Source organism: Myroides sp. DW712 (assembly GCF_046557355.1).
GTDB lineage: Bacteria > Bacteroidota > Bacteroidia > Flavobacteriales > Flavobacteriaceae > Flavobacterium.
Map to the genome: position 1 here is coordinate 215,297 of NZ_JBKFDO010000003.1, position 16,986 is coordinate 232,282.

Consider the following 16,986-nt stretch of genomic DNA (forward strand, 5'->3'; position numbering starts at 1 on the left):
ATTATAATGAATCGCTTATCTCTCTTGCTTTCAGGAAGATAAAAGAATTTACTGTGGTGAAATTATCATTGTCTACCCAGACCTGTACCACATAGGTAATCTTCGTATCGAGTAGCTCTTTAATTAATACTCGAGGTTTGGGCTGAGACAAAATCTTGTCATTGGCTTCCAACTCCTTCAATAATTGTTCAATGAACAAATTGGTATTCTTCGTTAAGTTTGTTTGTACAAATACTTCTGACCTTCTCAGGTTGTTTTGCGATATATTTTTAATCTTGCTATTGGATAATACCCCATTAGGCAAGTAAATCACGTTGTTTTGATAGTTGACAATTTGCGTGGAAAAGATGTGAATACTCAGTACTTTTCCTGTTTCTCCTTGTGCTTCAATAATATCGCCAATGCGGAAAGGTTTGAAGAGAATAATCAATACCCCACCAGCAAAATTACTGAGTGAACCTTGGAGTGAAAGACCTATAGCCAAACTCATTGCGCCAATAATGGCCACAAACGAACTCGTTTGAATACCTAGTTTTGAGGCAATGACCACAAAAAGCAAGATACGAAATCCCCAGAGTAGAACATCGAGAATAAAACTCGAAAATGTAGGTTCAATGTTGCGTTTGGTCATAATGCGCTTGGCAATGTTCTGCGACATTTTAATGACCCATAATCCCAACCCAAGGATAATCAACGCACTGACAATATGCGGAATATAATCAATGGCATTTTCAATATAGGACGCCAATAGATGATCCATTTTTTCCATAGTTTATAGCTTTAGGATGCTGCTTACTTCCGTCGTAGGAGTGAAGCAATGTTTGTTTTCACAAAGATAATATTGTGTGGTTTGATTCACGGTATATTTTGAAAAATATGGGATTGAACTTGCTTGATTTACTGGAAAAACAAAGGTTTTACTGATTAAATTCGCTTCAATTTTTAGGCTGTCTTCTAACGCATTTACTCCTACAACGGTGAGTTCCGCTGGAGATTCAGTATATAGCATAGCGAGTAGCCAATGCGAATAAGCAGAAGGATAGTCCAAGTTGGATTGCATCACCTCAATCATGTTGTGCGCCAATTGAGTATAATGCAGGTGTTCAAACAAGAGTCCCAATTGGAGTAAACTCATACATAGTACAGCATTGGCAGAAGGAATAACATTGTCTTCGGTTTCTATGCTTCTTAAAATTACATCCGCTTGATTGGCTTGACTAAAGTAGAAAAACTGACTCTTTTCGTCTAAAAATAAATCTAAGGTTAGGTCCATTAACTGCTTGGCTTGCGACAAATAATCTTGGTTTGCCGTGTGTTGATAGAGACGAATAAGCGCTTGTATATAAAAGGCATAATCGTCTAAGTAGCCGAGTGTATGAACCTGTTGATGATGGGCGGAGTGGAACAGGCCGCGTTCTTCATCAAACAGATGCGTTTGAATATAGTGGTAGATCTGTGTTGCTTGTTGTAAATAATGCGTTTGCTGTGTCGCGCTATAAGCATCGAGTAATCCCGTGATGAGCATGGCATTCCAACTGCAGATAATCTTGTCGTCTAACAGGGGTTTTGGTCGTTGATTACGCGCGTGTAAGAGCAACTGTTCCCACTGTTTTTTGCGTTTTTGCAAGTCGAAAACATTCCATTGATTTGCTTCGGCAGTCACCTCTAGTGCCTGATTCTGGAAGAGTACAAATTTTCCCTCTTCCCAATACCCTAAATCATTTACATTGTATACTTGAGCGAATAGATTAAAATTATCCCCTAAGAGACGGCGTAATTCCGCTTTGGTCCATACGTAATACGCTCCTTCTTTTGAAACACCCGCAGGGTCTAAGCTATCTGCATCTAAGGCAGAATATACCCCACCCCAAGGAGATTGCCAATTGGTTTGAATAAATTGAACCGTTTTTTCTATGATTTCAAGATACAACGGATTCGAAGTGCGTTTGTACGCATCGCTGTAAACGCTTAACAGTTGCGCATTGTCGTATAGCATTTTTTCGAAATGAGGAATATGCCATTTGAAATCAACAGAATAGCGGGAAAATCCTCCTTCGATAACATCAAAAATTCCACCCCAAGCCATGCGGGTAAGGGTTAAATCAATATAGTGTAGTAGTGTTTTATCTCGTTTAAGATCTCCTACTTTTTGAAGGTAAAGCAGGTTGGTAGGCATCATGAATTTTGGTGCACGTTGATAGCCCCCGTACTCTAAATCAAAACTCTGTTTCCATTTTTCCAAGAGGATATCCAAATTAAATCGGTGTTCCTCTTGAGGGGTAGGAGCCAAGCCCATGATATAAACCCCCTCTTGTAGTTTCGTGGCAAATTCAAGTGTGGCTTCGGGTTTGTCCTGGTGTAATTGCGCCAGTTGTTCCAACGCATCTAGCCAGGTTCTTTGCGGAAAATACGTACCTCCCCAAATAGGTCTTCCATCGGGTAAGCATACCACATTGAGTGGCCATCCTCCTTGTTTGGTCATCAGCTGAACGGCCTTCATATAATAGGCATCCACATCAGGATGTTCCTCTCGATCCACTTTAATGGGAATAAAATGGCGATTCATCACTTCAGCAACTGCTGTATGGGTGAAACTCTCTTCTTCCATCACATGGCACCAATGACACGTGGAGTAGCCAATACTGACAATAACCAGGCAGTTTTGCTCTTGAGCCTTTTCAAAAACAGAGGGATGCCAAGCCTTCCAATGAATCGGATTGGTAGCGTGTTGTCTTAAATAAGGATTCGAAGTGTGCTGTAGTTCATTCATAGGGTTGGAATTGAATAACAAAATTAAGGAAAAAATGGTGAGGATTTGTAGGAGCGGATGGTAATCCGCCTTGTTGTTGGGATTAGGTGAGGGTTTGTTGAGGGTTTGTAGGGGCGGATGGCAATCATCCCTGTTGTTGGGATTTATTGAGGATTTGTTGAGGATTTGATGAGATAAGTCAACGAACAACAAAAAACAAAGGATAACATTAAGTTAACGTTGGATTGCAGAAATAGAAGGACTTTTGCAGTACGCAAAAAATAAAAGAATAAATGGAACAGATTTTTATTGTTATGCTGATAGCCTTAGGGATATTAGCCGTAATAGATTTAACTGTTGGAGTAAGTAATGACGCTGTAAACTTTCTAAATTCCGGATTGGGATCCAAGGCGATGTCTTTCAAAGGCATTATGTTAGTTGCTTCACTGGGAATTTTGGTTGGGGCTGTCTTTTCTGGAGGAATGATGGAGATTGCCCGAAGTGGAATTTTCGTCCCCAGTATGTTTACCTTCAACGATGTAATGATTATTTTCCTCGCAGTGATGATTACCGATGTCCTCCTGTTGGATGTCTTTAATTCACTGGGATTACCCACATCAACGACCGTTTCTATTGTATTTGAATTGTTAGGAGCTGCGGTGTGTTTGGCTGTAGTGAAGATTGTAACCAGTGACGATAGTTGGGCTACCTTACCTTCCTATATCAATACCAAGAAGGCTTCAGAGATTGTCGTGAGTATTTTGTTGTCCGTCATCTTGTCGTTTACGCTGGGAACCTTGGTGCAATATGTGTCGCGTTTAATCTTTACCTTTCAAGTAGAACGTAAATTAAAATATTTTGGCGCTTTATTTGGTGGAACAGCGATCACAGCCATTTCTTTTTTCATCTTAATTAAAGGATTGAAAGGATCAAGTTTTTTAACCAAGGAAGCTTCTGTATGGATAGACCACAATCAACTACTGATTTTGGGAGGGAGCTTTGTTTTTTGGACGCTATTCTCTCAAGTGTTAATGTCCGTTTTTAAACTGAATATTCTACGTGTTATCATTATCATCGGAACCTTTGCCTTGGCTTTGGCTTTCGCAGGGAATGATTTAGTAAACTTTATAGGTGTGCCTATTGCAGCGGTTCAGTCGTTTGAAATCTTCCAAAGCTCTGGACAAGCAGCCGATGTTTATTTGATGGGAAAATTGGCAGAAGAAAATGTGGTGGCACCTTTCTATTTCCTCTTACTAGCCGGAGCGATTATGGTGTACACCTTGTGGACATCAAAAAAGGCGCGTAATGTTATTGAAACAGAGATGAGCTTGGCGCGTCAGAGTTCAGATTCTTCGGATGAGAAGTTTTCGCCTAACTTGTTGTCAAAAGCCTTGGTGCGCAGTATGGTTATCTTAGGGGGAATTGTCAATTATTTCCTTCCAAAGTCTTGGCAAATTCATATGGATAAGCGTTTCGAGCAACCCGTAAAAACCTCGAAAAGCAAAAATAAACAAGATGAACCTGCCTTCGATATGGTGCGTGCCTCAGTGAACCTGATGGTGGCGAGTATCTTGATTTCCATTGGTACATCGATGAAATTGCCTTTGTCTACGACCTATGTAACCTTTATGGTGGCGATGGGTACGTCTTTTGCTGACCGAGCTTGGGACAGGGATTCTGCAGTTTACCGTGTGGCTGGTGTATTTAATGTCATTGGTGGTTGGTTTGTAACTGCAATTGTCGCTTTTGTTGCTTCTTTTATTACAGCCTATATTCTATATATAGGAGAAGTGTATGCTTTAGTGGCGATGTTAATTCTAGTGGGAATTCTCTTGTATAGAAGTAATAAAAAACATCAACGCCTGGAGCAAGAGAAAAAACTAAAAACAGAAAAGCTCAATAAATTTGATATTGTTACCATTCAAGAGGTTGCGTCAGAGAGTTCGGCACAAATTGCCAAAGTTATGGTGCGTACCAACGAATTATATACCCGTGTTATTGATGGTGTAGCCTTGCAGAATCACGCCGATCTAAAAGCGTGTAGAAAGAAATTAAAACAGTTAGAAAAAGAGGTGGATAGCCTGCGTGGCAATGTATATTTCTTCATTAAGAATCTAGATGAAACTACCGTAGGGGCTAGTAAGTTCTATGTTCTTACCCTTGGGTTTTTGCAGGATATTATCAAGTCTACCTTATTTATTACACAAAATAGCTATACACACGTAGACAACAACCACAAGAAGTTGAAGTTTAACCAAATCCGCGATTTAAAGCTAATTGACAATAAACTACAAGTATTCTTGGACGAAATCGGTACGATTTTCTTGGAAGAGAAATTTGATCGCATTAGTGATGTTTTAGCTCATAAGGAAGACATTACCCAAACGATCGATAAATTGATTCAAAAGCAAATTGTCCGCATTCGCACCACAGAGACGAGTCCAAAGAATAGTAAGTTGTATTTCTCTATTTTGTTTGAGACTGATGATATGGTGAAAGCGACTATTGGCCTGTTAGAATTGTTTGAAAAGTTTGATTTAGATCAAAAGCGAACGAAGTTTACGTCAAAAGGCTAAAAAAGTTTAGCTTCCTAGATATAAAAAACGCCTAGCGAAAGCTAAGCGTTTTTTTATTGACTTATTTTAAAAAGGATTATCCATTAATGGCTTCTACCACAATAGCTTCATCTGCAAGCATATGTCGTAGCATACTTTCAATACCATTCTTTAACGTAAAGGTAGAAGAAGGACAACCACTACAAGCTCCTTGTAGAATAACCTGTACTACATTCGTTGCTTGGTTGTAATTTTGAAATGCAATATTTCCACCATCAGCCTGTACCGCTGGCTTTACATTTTCTTCTAGAATGTTGATGATGCGTTGTGATTTCTCATCTAGAGAATCAAAGTGGATATCCGCTTGCTTCTCTAATTCTGCTACATTTGTTACTAAAGCCTCATCTACGGCTAAATTTCCTTTTTCTAAAAATTCCTTAATAAATGAACGCGTCGATTGGATGAATTCATTCCAGTCAAAGGCCTCATATTTCGAAATAGAGACATAATTTTCGTCTATGAATACTTCGCGTACAAAAGGCAGTTTGAATAGCTCTTTCGCTAGGGGAGAGGCTTTGGCCTCATCAATGTTTTTAAACTCCACTCCTTGCTTGGTTAGTAGCTTGTTTGCAACAAATTTGATTACCGCTGGATTCGGTGTTGATTCCGCATAAATCGTTATCGGATGTTTTTTGGCTTCATCTTTAGATTCTATTAAGATTTTCTTACCTTTAGCGATGAAAGTTTGGATTTGATCTGCAACAGTATCTTGCACGTCTTCCCATTCAACAATTGAAAATTTTTCAATGGCAATAAAATTATTTGCGATAAACACCGTTTTTACAAAAGGTAAGTAGAAAAGTTCTCTCGCTAAAGGAGATTGTGCAGTTTCATCAATGTTTTTGAACTCAAAATTGTCTCCTTTAGTAATAAAATCAGAAAGGATAAACTTGACAATTGCTGGGTTTTGCGTATTTTGAATTTTAATCTGTGACATTTTGTTTTATTTTTTTTCAAAATTAACAAACTTATATTCTACGAATCTGTATATTTGGTTTTTTAAACATATAATTAACATATAATTAAGTATGAATTAACAGCGCTTACGCAAGCGAAGTGGTTCTAAATAAGAGAAGTAAGTACAATTTTTAAATTTTGCAATAATGTGTAGAGCAATTAATTATGACAAAAGTAGTTGTAGTAACTATGCGCGGAGCGATGGTTATGCGTTGAATTTTGAAACAATGTTTGATTATTTTATCAAAGAGCAATGCACTTTGATCTTAATTAAAAGCGATATAGATGAGTAACAATAATATTTATACAATAAAAAAATCATTTATGAAGAGATTTTTATTTTTCATGGTTTTTTTGCTCGCTCAGATGAGTTTCTTTCAAGGGCATGCAGAAGATCTTTTGATTTTCAATGGTCGTAAGGAGATTTGTTCGGGGATCCTTTATGATGATGGAGGACTTGCTGGGAACTATCAGCCGCTGAAACGCTATGAAATGGTGTTATGTCCGGATACACCAGGAGGAACGGTGCGTTTGGATTTTACGACGTTTTTGTTAGCGCCTGGAGCTTCTTTGGAAATTTTAAATGGTGGCGTAGGAGGAACACCTATAGTAGGAAGTCCTTTTACTGGACGAAATTCACCTGGATTTGTAGGATCCTTTGCAGGAGATGGATGTCTGACCTTGATTTTTAATGCAGATGACGGACCAACGGCAGCTGGATTTTCGGCCAATATTATGTGTCAAATGAAGGACTGTCAAAATATAGAGGTACAAGTTCCTCGAACAGTTCCTGCATTTGATCCCAATACACCTCCAACTTGTGAAGAGGATTTAGGGGTAATTAAAGTATGTGCAGGTAGTGAAATTAAATTGTACGGAGATGCTATTTTCTCAGAATCTGGAGAAGATGCAGAATATATTTGGTCGTATAAGTTCGATAGACAGGTATTTGAACGCAGAGGAAAAAATGTAACCTATCGATTTACGGTGCCTGGTGCGTATCGAATGAAATTTAAAGTAAGAGATCGCAACGGCTGTGAAGAAGAGAAGACATTCATTATTCAAGTGGCTTCTTCGGAGGCTGATATTACCTTGGCATCTGATAAACCGGTCTATTGTTTAGGCGAACCCATTAAGTTGAGCGCTGATGTGATGCTGCGTGAAGAAAAGTTTAATCCAGTAAAAATGGAATGTATTCCTATAGATTTACCAGATAGACCCAATGAGTTTTTTACCAGTTATATCGAGATCGATTACTACTGTGATAGCGAAAAAATTGAACGACCTGAAGATATCGTTGATCTATGGATGAGTATTTTGCATTCTTGGTATGGAGATTTAGATATTATTGTCTTTGCCCCCAATGGAGCTTCCATGTATCTAACCAGATATTTTGGACCCGCTGCAGGTGTACCTTTTGATATGGGGATAGATTTTGGAAATGGATCTACGCAATTTGCTACCTATCATTTTAGTGATGATGCTCCCTTTCCTTTTCAAAATCGAGGAGATGGCGGAGTACTAATGGCTCCTACCGTTGGAGGTGCATTCCCTGCAGGAACGTATAAACCTTGGACGTATTTAACGCCAAATAATAATTTTTCTAGTTTAATAGGAGCGCCTTTAAATGGAACTTGGCGTCTACAAGTAGAAGATAGATGGAATGGAAATAGTGGAAAGTTAGAGTGCTGGGATATCGAATTTTCGGATCGCTTTCAAAAATTGGCGTTAACCTTCCAGCCCGTAATTGCGAATGCGTACTGGATGCCACATCCAGACTTAGTGATGGAAAATGGACAAATGGTGGCTAAACCTTTGTTTCCTGGAGATCATACGTATACCTATGTGGTAGTAGATGACTATGGGTGTACCCACACAAAAGACATTACGGTTACCGTACAAGATGCGCCTGTATTAGCAGAGACACATAATTTACAAGCATGTATCGATGAGAATGGGATAGCGGAGTTTGATTTAAATGACGTAATTGCCCAGTTAAACATCAACGATACTTATAATATTGAGTTTTATAATTCCGAAAGAGATGCGGAAAACAGTAATGCACCAATCGATTTAGCCCAAACGCTAGATACGGCTGTGGATGGATTTACCAGAACAGTTTGGGTTCGTGTGGATAGAGAAGGAATGCAGTGTTTTGCTATTGATTCATTTGAGTTATTAGCGTTGCGTTGTGATTTAGATTTAAATGAATTGCCAAATCTTTCGGTATGTAGCGATCGTACAGTTACTACAGCTCCGTTTGATTTAACGGTGCAAACGCCTCGTGTGTACAACAATAATCCAGCTTATCAAGTATTGTACTTCTTAACACAAGAGGATGCTAGTTTAAATCAAAATGCTATTCCTGCTGCGCAATTAGCTGCGTTTGAAGGAAGTCATGGACAAACGATTTGGGTTCGTGTTCAAAATAGAACCGTAAATACAGAGTTTACACTAACTTCGTTCCAATTGTTTATCAATCAAGTGCCAACGATGCCTAATGTTGGTAAAATTTTTGGATGTCCAGTTGAAGGTAAAGTAACGGGAACATTTAATTTTAATTTGACTACACCAGTAATTATTGCAGGTCGTCAGAATTTAGAAGTGGTTTACTTCCAAACAGTTGCAGGTGCGATTAATAATACCGCAAGTGAAATTATTCACAATACAACGAATTATATTGCTGCAACTGGTACGATTGGGGTTCGCTTAGTGGATTTACGTACGGGTTGTTATGGAGTGTATCCAATTGAAATCGAAGTAGCTGAATTAGCTGAAATCAATGATAGCTTAGAACTTTTTACTTGTAGTTTAAGTACGGCTCCAAATGGAATTGGTGAGTTTGATTTAAGACAAGCAACGATCGACTTATTGGGTGATCAAGTGAGCCCTTATATTGAAGTAAAATACTTCCGTTCAATCACCGATGCAAACCAAAATATCAATGCAATTGGAACAAGAAATTTTGTTAATACCGTTCCTTTTAGCCAAACGATTTACGCTAGAGTTGGTTATGCAAGAACAACGTGTTTCCAAGTGGTACCGGTGTTGTTGACAATTAGTCCTAAAGTGGTGGTACCAGAGCGTATTTTGTTCTCCATGTGTGTGGATAACGCGAACCGCGAAATGATTGTTGATTTAACAACAAAAGAAGCGGAAATTACAGCACAATTGAATGGTATTCCATATAGAATTGATTATTATACCTCTCGTGTGGATGCTGATAATATGCAAAATGCAATTGTGAATCCACAAAATTACTCAAGTGCTTTAGGTAGAAGCGTTTGGGCGAGAGTAGAAAATTTAGATACAGGTTGTTATAGCTTAACGAACATTGTACTTACTCCGATTATCATGCCTGTAATCCCTATGGTAGTAGATTACCAAATCTGTGAAGATCCTGCCTTAGGACAAGGATATGCGGAATTTGATTTAATAGAGCATGTGTCGCGATTAATTGGGGTACAATTAGGACTTGATGTGCGTTTCTATGCATCAAGAAGTGAGGCGGAACGACAAGTAAATGCCTTGCCAAATAACTATGTGAATATTCAGCAATATGAGCAAACGATTTACGTGCGATTTAATGCGGATACGGGATGTAGTGAAATCAGACCGATGAAGTTGAAAGCGCTAGTAACGCCAGTATTGAATATTCCTGCAGATCCAGTAGCGATTTGTAGTGTGAATAATGATGGATTTGGTGTTTTTGATTTGATGAGCTTAGTAGCTTCACTTCAAAATGGAGATCCAAATATTGTCATTACCTTCTATGAAACAGAAGAAAATGCACTAGCAGCAGTGGATGCAATTCCAAATCCAAATCAATACAACAACATCACGGCAAATAATGCGGTTGTATATGTAAGAGGAGAATTAGCAGGAGGATGTTTCACTGTGAAACCATTGTACTTAACCGTAGTGGCTACACCGTTAAACCCAATTGATTTACCTAATCTAGTTGCTTGTAGTGAGGATCCATTTGCAGATACAAATGTGATTTTCAACTTGCGTCTTCAAGATCCTGCAATTTTAGCGGCTCAAAATAGTACTAACGTTGCTATTCAGTACTATCTAAATGAAGCGGATGCGTTGGCTAATCGCAATGCAATCTCTAATCCAGAGCGTTATGAGAATCTTAGAAATCCTCAAACAATTTGGTATAGAGTAACCAATAAACAAAGTAACTGTTTTGTTACAGGTAACTTTAGATTGATTGCAAATGTACCATTGGCGATTAATAATCCATTGCCAATTGAAATTTGTCAACCTGAATTACCAAATACAGGTAGAGCTACTTTTGACTTAACTATTAGAGAATTGGATATTCTTGGACGTGTAATTGACCGTGTTACTTTTGATTACTACGTGTCAAGAGAAGATGCATTAGCAAACAGAAATGCGATTGCTAATCCTAGACAGTATCAAAATACAGGGAATCCGCAAACGATTTGGATTGCTGTAAATAGTTATACAGGATGTAGAAGTTATACTTCGGTGACTATTAAAGTATTGCCATTACCAAATGTGAACTTTAATCCGAAGCCAATTAATCTGTGTGATACGAGTCCAACACATATTGGTATTGCTCAGTTTGACTTAACGATTAGAGAGTTAGAAATTGCAAATCAATCAGCGAACTATAGCTTTGAATATTACAATACAAAACGTGGGGCAGAAACTAGAGACCGTTTTGATATGATCATCTTTCCAGATGCGCATGTGTCAGGAACAACAACAGTTTGGGTCAGAGTAAATTCAGAATTAAATGGTAATACAGGATGTGCTGTACTCGTGCCTTTATTTATTGCAGTAAAACCAGAGCCAGTATTTGAACCAGTGAACTTCTTAATTTGTGAGGAAAACACAACTGGATTCCACGATTTTAATCTACTAGATAAATTAGATGAAATCTTAAATGGAGAAGATCCTAATGACTTTGATATCTATTTCTACCTAGATAGAAATGATGCAGAAAGAAATAATATCGGTGTAGCAATCCAACCAAACCGTACAAACCAAACGCCTGGATTCGAACAAATCTTTGTTCGTGTGGAGCGAAAAGAAACAGGTTGTCATTTTGTTGGTGTAGTGAATCTAATTGTAGAAGAAAAAGTATTTGCCTTTGATATTAGTACAGCTGATAAATCTAGAATTGAGAAATGTGCAACTCCTGCAGGACCAGGTGGAACAGCTCAGTTTGATCTTACCTTGTTTGTAGAGGAGATTGTGGCTGGACAAAATATTCCAGTAGCGGATTTAGGGGTTATCTATTTTTACAATAACGCACCTATTGATGTAGCTGAATTAGATCGTTTCAGCTTGCCTATCGGAACACATGAGATTGTTGCGGTTGTTAGACGAGTAAGAGCGGATGGAACAATGTTCTTATGTCAAGATGAAACGAGATTTACCCTGACTGTTTTTGAAACACCAATCGCACCAGTGCTAGATGCTACTACTTTAGTATGTATCGATTACAATACGAATAAGCTACTTGATCCGTACACGATTGACTCAGGATTTAAAGCTGGAGATTACGAGTTCCAGTGGGAGAGAAGAAATGGTACAGGTCCATTTACACCAATTGAAGGAGCGACAAAATCGTACTATGTGGTAGAGAGTATTGCTGAAGGAAACGTATTTAGAGTAGTGGTGAAATTTAAAGGACAAGAATGTTCAAGCACAAGTAATAACTTTACGGTTAACTTTGTAGAAGACATTAAGATTAAGATCATGAATGCGGATTCAAAAGGTATTTTGAGTACAATCGATGGAGAAGAGCGAATTTCAATTGTTGTTGAAAATCCAACAGACGCTAGATTATTTGAATATGCTTTAGATGAAGGTGCTTATCAAGATTCTAAAATTTTCTATGACGTATTAAATGGTACACATAGAGTTTGGGTACGATATAAAGATCAACGATCTATTTGTCCTCAATATGTTGATATATTTGTTTTAGGTTATCCTAGATTCTTTACACCGAATGGAGATGGATTTAATGATACATGGAATATTCCAACATTAAAAGGCCATCCAGAGGCTGTGATCTACATCTATGATCGCTACGGCAAATTGTTGACGCAATTTACACCAGCTACTAGTGAAGGTTGGGACGGTACGTTTAACGGAAAACCTATGCCATCAACAGACTACTGGTTTACTGTAGAATATTTAGAAGAAGCGAAACAAGCGAATCTTGTGCCTAGAAAAGTTCAATATAAAGGACACTTCTCATTAAAACGATAATTTAGGATATGACAATATTTAAGAAAAGATATTTAGCAATTGCGTTATTAGTTACTCAAATGAGTAATGCGCAAGACGGTGGATTACCTATGTATTCGGATTATTTGGCTGATAACTACTATTTAATCCACCCTGCAATGGCTGGATTGAAGAATAGTACACAGGTTCGAGGAGCGATCAGACAACAATGGGGAGATACAGATGATGCACCGCAAACTCAAACATTAACTATCAATACCCGTGTCGGAGACCGATCGGGTATTGGTATCATTGCTTTCTCGGATAAGAATGGATACCATTCAGAAACAGGAGCAAAGTTGACGTATGCCCATCATATTACCTTCAGTGAATCTCGTTATGAATTGAATTTGTTGTCATTTGGTATGAGTGCGGGATTTGCTCGTACAACGTTAGATGAAACGGAATTCGGTTCGGTTTACGATCCTACCTTAAGTGGAGGTCTTGAAGTAAAAGACAGCTACTTCTCTGTAGATTTTGGAGCAGCGTATCACCGTGGGGAGTTCTTCTCTATGTTTACAGTGAAGAATGCTGTAACAAGTAAAAGAGATCTTTATACAGACGCAGAAAGTAACAACTTTCGTCGTTATTTATTAGGTGGAGGATACACATTCGGAAATACACGTTACAATGGTGGATGGATGTATGAACCTTCGGTATTGCTTCAGTACGTAGAAGAAACGGAAATGAAGTTAGCCGATGTGAATATGAAAGTGTATAAAACTTTTGACAATGCTAAACTTTGGGCCGGTGTTTCATACAGACGCGATTTTAACCGAGTTGAGTATACCAAAGGTGGTGATACAAAAAAACAGGCGAATCAAAGTGTTAGCCCGTTAATTGGAGGTTCTTACAAGATGTTTAGCTTTACTTATACGTATACACACGAATTAGGTGATCGAACGTTTAACAAAGGAGGATTCCACTTGTTTACACTTGGAGTAAACCTATTTGCAAAACGAAGTACATTAGATTGTAATTGTCCAAACTTACATGATGAATAAAAAAAGTCCCGATATTTATCGGGACTTTTTTTAATATAACGAAGTATGATTATAAAAGACATAAGGGGAAAGGCTCCTCAAATAGAAGCCGATTGCTATATCGCAGAGAATGCTACAATCGTTGGGGATGTGACTATCGGAAAGTGGTGTAGTGTTTGGTTTAATGCCGTGATTCGCGGGGATGTCAATTCCATCACGATAGGTGATAAAGTAAATATTCAGGATGGAGCCATTGTTCACTGTACCTATGAAAAACATCCAACGGTAATTGGAAATAATGTCTCCATTGGGCATAATGCGATGGTGCACGGTTGCGTAATACACGATAATGTATTAATTGGTATGGGTGCTATTGTGATGGATAATTGCGTTGTGCATAGCAATACCATTATTGCTGCAGGAGCTGTAGTTACTCAAAATACAGTTGTAGAATCTGGCAGTATTTATGCGGGTGTACCAGCCAAAAAAGTAAAGGAAATCAGCGCCTCTGATTTTGCTGGTGAAATAGAGCGAATCGCCTCGAATTACGTCATGTATTCCAGCTGGTTTAAAGAAGAGAATCAACAAGAATAAGTTGGTAAACGAGTGAGATACCTTGGTCGTAAAACACTATACAAAAACAGTCCTGTCATTCAGCAGGACTGTTTTTGTATATCAAAAGGGGATAAGTAAGTTCAATAATAAAAAAGCATTGTTAGGAAACAAGACAAGGTTAAAATTCAATTTGTTGCACTTGAACCTCGTGTGGAGCAAATGCCTGTAAAGATGCTGGATCAATATTGGTGTAAAAAATGGCATGGCCCAGTTGCGTACTCGTCGTAAGCAAATGGTGCTCTTTTAGTACACTCTGTGTGCGTTTTGCTACTGCTTCTCCAGAGTCGATAATGTGAATGTCAGCTGGAAGAATAGTGCGTATGATTGGCGTCAAATAAGGATAATGTGTACAACCTAGTACGAGTGTATCCATGCCTTGCTCTACCATAGGTAAAAGATATAGCTGTAAGAGCTCTTTCATCTCTTGTGAATGGAGTTGCCCTGCTTCAATTAGAGTAACGAGATTATAGCCGATTTGTTCGATTATTTTAACGTTGGGATATAGTTTGAGCTTGGATGTAAATAAATCACTTGTAATAGTCCCTTTTGTAGCTAAAACACCTATAGTTGATGTCTTAGTCAGTAAAGAAGCCGGCTTAATGGCAGGTTCAATGCCGATAATGGGAATCGCAAAGGTAGCACGAAGTTCGTCAATGGCATTGGTTGTAGCTGTATTACAGGCAACAACAACTAATTTACAACCTTGGTCAACCAAATATTGCACATTTTTATGCGATAACGCCAGAATAGCTTCTTTGGTTTGTGTACCATAAGGTGCATTCTTTTGATCCGCTAAAAAAAGGGTGTCTTCATTTGGCATTAAGTTGTGAATTTCCTGCCATATTGTAGTTCCACCTATACCCGAATCAAATAAACCAATGGGATTTGTATTTTTCATAAGTAGAACAAAAATAAAAAAGTCCGTCATAAAAACGGACTTTTTTATCAAAATATAAATATTATTTAATACCTAATTCTTTTTTTACTTCTGCTGCTAAGTCTGTACCGTCAGCTAGTAAAACACCAGAACCCATAGAAGAGTCTAAAACGTATTGTACACCTTGAGCACGTGCTACTTTTTGAATAGCTGTTCTTGCTTTTTCAAAGATAGGTTGCGTTAAATCAACTTCTTTCTTTTGTAATTCTTGAGAAGCAGTTGTTTGGAATTGTTGGATTCGCTGTAAAAGATCTTCTACTTCTTTTTGTCTGTCTTCGTTAACCTTGTCTCCTACAGTAGGCGCTTCTGTTTGGTATTTTTGCGCTTTTGTTTGGTACTCAGAAACCATTGTACCGTATTCTTTTTGATATTTTTCGCTTAATGTTTTTAATTCTGCCTCAGCTGATTTCATAGCAGGCATTTCAGTAATCAACGCTTGTACGTCGATGTGTGCAACTTTAGTTTGCGCTGTTGCTGTCGTTAAGCTAACGCCAAAAAACATTACTGCTGCAATCAATAAGGATTTCATTTTTTTCATTGTATTCGTTTTTTATATTATTTTACTTGTTACTCTTGGCGGCTTCAATTTGTTTTTTCAATTCTTCTTGTTCTTGAAGCATACGTTGTCTTTTTTCTTCTTGTTCTTGTTGAACGCGTTTTCTAATCTCGTCCTGCTTGCGCTGTGTCTCTTCAATCTGTTTTTGACGTTGTTCTAGCGCTTCTTTTTTCTTTTGTTCTATTTCTTGTCTGCGTCTTTCTTCAGCAGCCTTTCTGTCAGCAATTAACTTTTCAAACTCTTCATTTTTTTCGTTTTTCTGCTGTTTTTCCGCATCTTCACGTCGTCTTTGTCGCTCTTCTTCCTCTTTGCGCTCTCGCTCTTCTTTTATACGCTGAGATTCCTCTTGTTGTTGTTTGATTTGCTCCTCTCTATCGCGTTGAAGTTGCTCTCGCTTTTCTTTATCTTCTTGCTTCTTCTTTTCAATCTCTTCTTGTTTCTGTTGCAACAACTGTTTCTGTGCCTCAATTTTTTCTTGTCTGAGACGTTCAGCTTCTTCGCGTTTTTCTTCTAATTCTTTCAGCTTCTGCTCTTGTTGCTTTCTAAGGTCATCTTCTCTGTTAGATTGTTCTTTTTGCTCCTTGTCTTGCTGTTGTTTCTGCTTTTCTTCTTTCTGCTCCTGACGCATTTGACGTTCTGCTTCTTCGCGTCTGCGTTGTTGCTCTTCACGTCTGCTTTGTCTAAGCGAAATAGCGTCTTCTTCTTTCTCCTCTTTTTCTACTGCCTCTACTTGTTCAGCGGTCATGTTCTGCTTTCTTCGAGCTGAAGTCATGCGACGAATGACTAAATTACTAATATCATATCGTTTATCCGCTATTAACATTGTATTTTCTGTATTCTTGTCTAATACATAATCGTACTTTCTTGCTTCAGCAATATCTTGAACCATGGCAAACACCTGATCTTGAATCGGTTTCGCTAAACTTATTTTTTGCGAAAAATATTCACCATCTGTACCAAAATACTTTTGTTGATATTTTAAAAGATCGTCTTCCAAAGAACTGATATCCTCTTCCTTTTCGTTAATCAAATCTCGGGTTAATAAAACTCGTTCATTGGCCAAATCGGTTTTGAGTTTCTTTATCTCTCCCTTTTTCTTGTCAATTTCTTGCTTCCAGCCTTCTGCACGGGAGGCTAACTGTGCACTAGCTTCTGTATATTCTGGAACGTATTGTAATATTAGTTCCATATCAATATAAGCAACTCGTGCAGATCCTCCTTGTGCATGAGAAAAGGAATATCCAAAAATACTGATTAAAAAAATAAAAAGATACCTCATAAGTTGTTAAATTTTAGCAAATTGT

Annotated in this window: 10 protein-coding genes; 4 read left to right on the top strand and 6 right to left on the bottom strand. The window is 38.1% G+C overall.

Annotation, left to right across the window (positions count from 1 at the left end; genetic code table 11):
• Position 1: 1 nt before the first annotated feature.
• Positions 2–769: a mechanosensitive ion channel family protein gene (locus tag ACLJX0_RS03940; protein ID WP_410878638.1), complete on the bottom strand. Its 768-nt coding sequence runs from the start codon at positions 767–769 to the stop codon at positions 2–4.
• Positions 770–772: 3 nt separating this feature from the next.
• The gene (locus ACLJX0_RS03945) at positions 773–2,770 is read right to left on the bottom strand and encodes a thioredoxin domain-containing protein (protein WP_410878640.1); all 1,998 of its coding nucleotides are present in this window, start codon (positions 2,768–2,770) and stop codon (positions 773–775) included.
• 272 nt (positions 2,771–3,042) lie between these two features.
• Here ACLJX0_RS03945 and ACLJX0_RS03950 point away from each other — a divergent pair, with 272 nt between their 5' ends.
• On the top strand, positions 3,043–5,325 hold the full coding sequence (locus tag ACLJX0_RS03950; RefSeq protein ID WP_410878642.1) for an anion permease: 2,283 nt from the start codon (positions 3,043–3,045) through the stop codon (positions 5,323–5,325).
• Between the two features lie 76 nt (positions 5,326–5,401).
• Here ACLJX0_RS03950 and ACLJX0_RS03955 read toward each other — a convergent pair whose 3' ends face one another.
• Positions 5,402–6,301, bottom strand: coding sequence for a NifU family protein (locus tag ACLJX0_RS03955; RefSeq protein ID WP_410878644.1), 900 nt, complete (start codon positions 6,299–6,301; stop codon positions 5,402–5,404).
• A 344-nt stretch (positions 6,302–6,645) separates the two neighbouring features.
• On the opposite strand from ACLJX0_RS03955, the gene ACLJX0_RS03960 reads away from it, so the two are divergent.
• The 3 genes from ACLJX0_RS03960 to ACLJX0_RS03970 are packed head-to-tail and all read left to right on the top strand — an operon-like array spanning position 6,646 to position 14,168.
• Positions 6,646–12,573, top strand: coding sequence for a T9SS type B sorting domain-containing protein (locus ACLJX0_RS03960; RefSeq protein WP_410878646.1), 5,928 nt, complete (start codon positions 6,646–6,648; stop codon positions 12,571–12,573).
• An 8-nt stretch (positions 12,574–12,581) separates the two neighbouring features.
• The gene (locus tag ACLJX0_RS03965; protein WP_410878648.1) at positions 12,582–13,595 is read left to right on the top strand and encodes a type IX secretion system membrane protein PorP/SprF; all 1,014 of its coding nucleotides are present in this window, start codon (positions 12,582–12,584) and stop codon (positions 13,593–13,595) included.
• 45 nt (positions 13,596–13,640) lie between these two features.
• Positions 13,641–14,168 (top strand): gamma carbonic anhydrase family protein, encoded by a 528-nt coding sequence (locus tag ACLJX0_RS03970; RefSeq protein ID WP_410878650.1) that lies wholly within the window; start codon positions 13,641–13,643, stop codon positions 14,166–14,168.
• 139 nt (positions 14,169–14,307) lie between these two features.
• Here ACLJX0_RS03970 and murI read toward each other — a convergent pair whose 3' ends face one another.
• The 3 genes from murI to ACLJX0_RS03985 form a co-directional block, all read right to left on the bottom strand.
• On the bottom strand, positions 14,308–15,087 hold the full coding sequence (gene murI / locus ACLJX0_RS03975) for a glutamate racemase (RefSeq protein ID WP_410878652.1): 780 nt from the start codon (positions 15,085–15,087) through the stop codon (positions 14,308–14,310).
• A gap of 61 nt (positions 15,088–15,148) precedes the next feature.
• Positions 15,149–15,664, bottom strand: a complete 516-nt coding sequence (locus ACLJX0_RS03980) for an OmpH family outer membrane protein (protein WP_410878654.1) — start codon at positions 15,662–15,664, stop codon at positions 15,149–15,151.
• Positions 15,665–15,686: 22 nt separating this feature from the next.
• The gene (locus tag ACLJX0_RS03985; protein ID WP_410878656.1) at positions 15,687–16,961 is read right to left on the bottom strand and encodes an OmpH family outer membrane protein; all 1,275 of its coding nucleotides are present in this window, start codon (positions 16,959–16,961) and stop codon (positions 15,687–15,689) included.
• Positions 16,962–16,986: the final 25 nt, after the last annotated feature.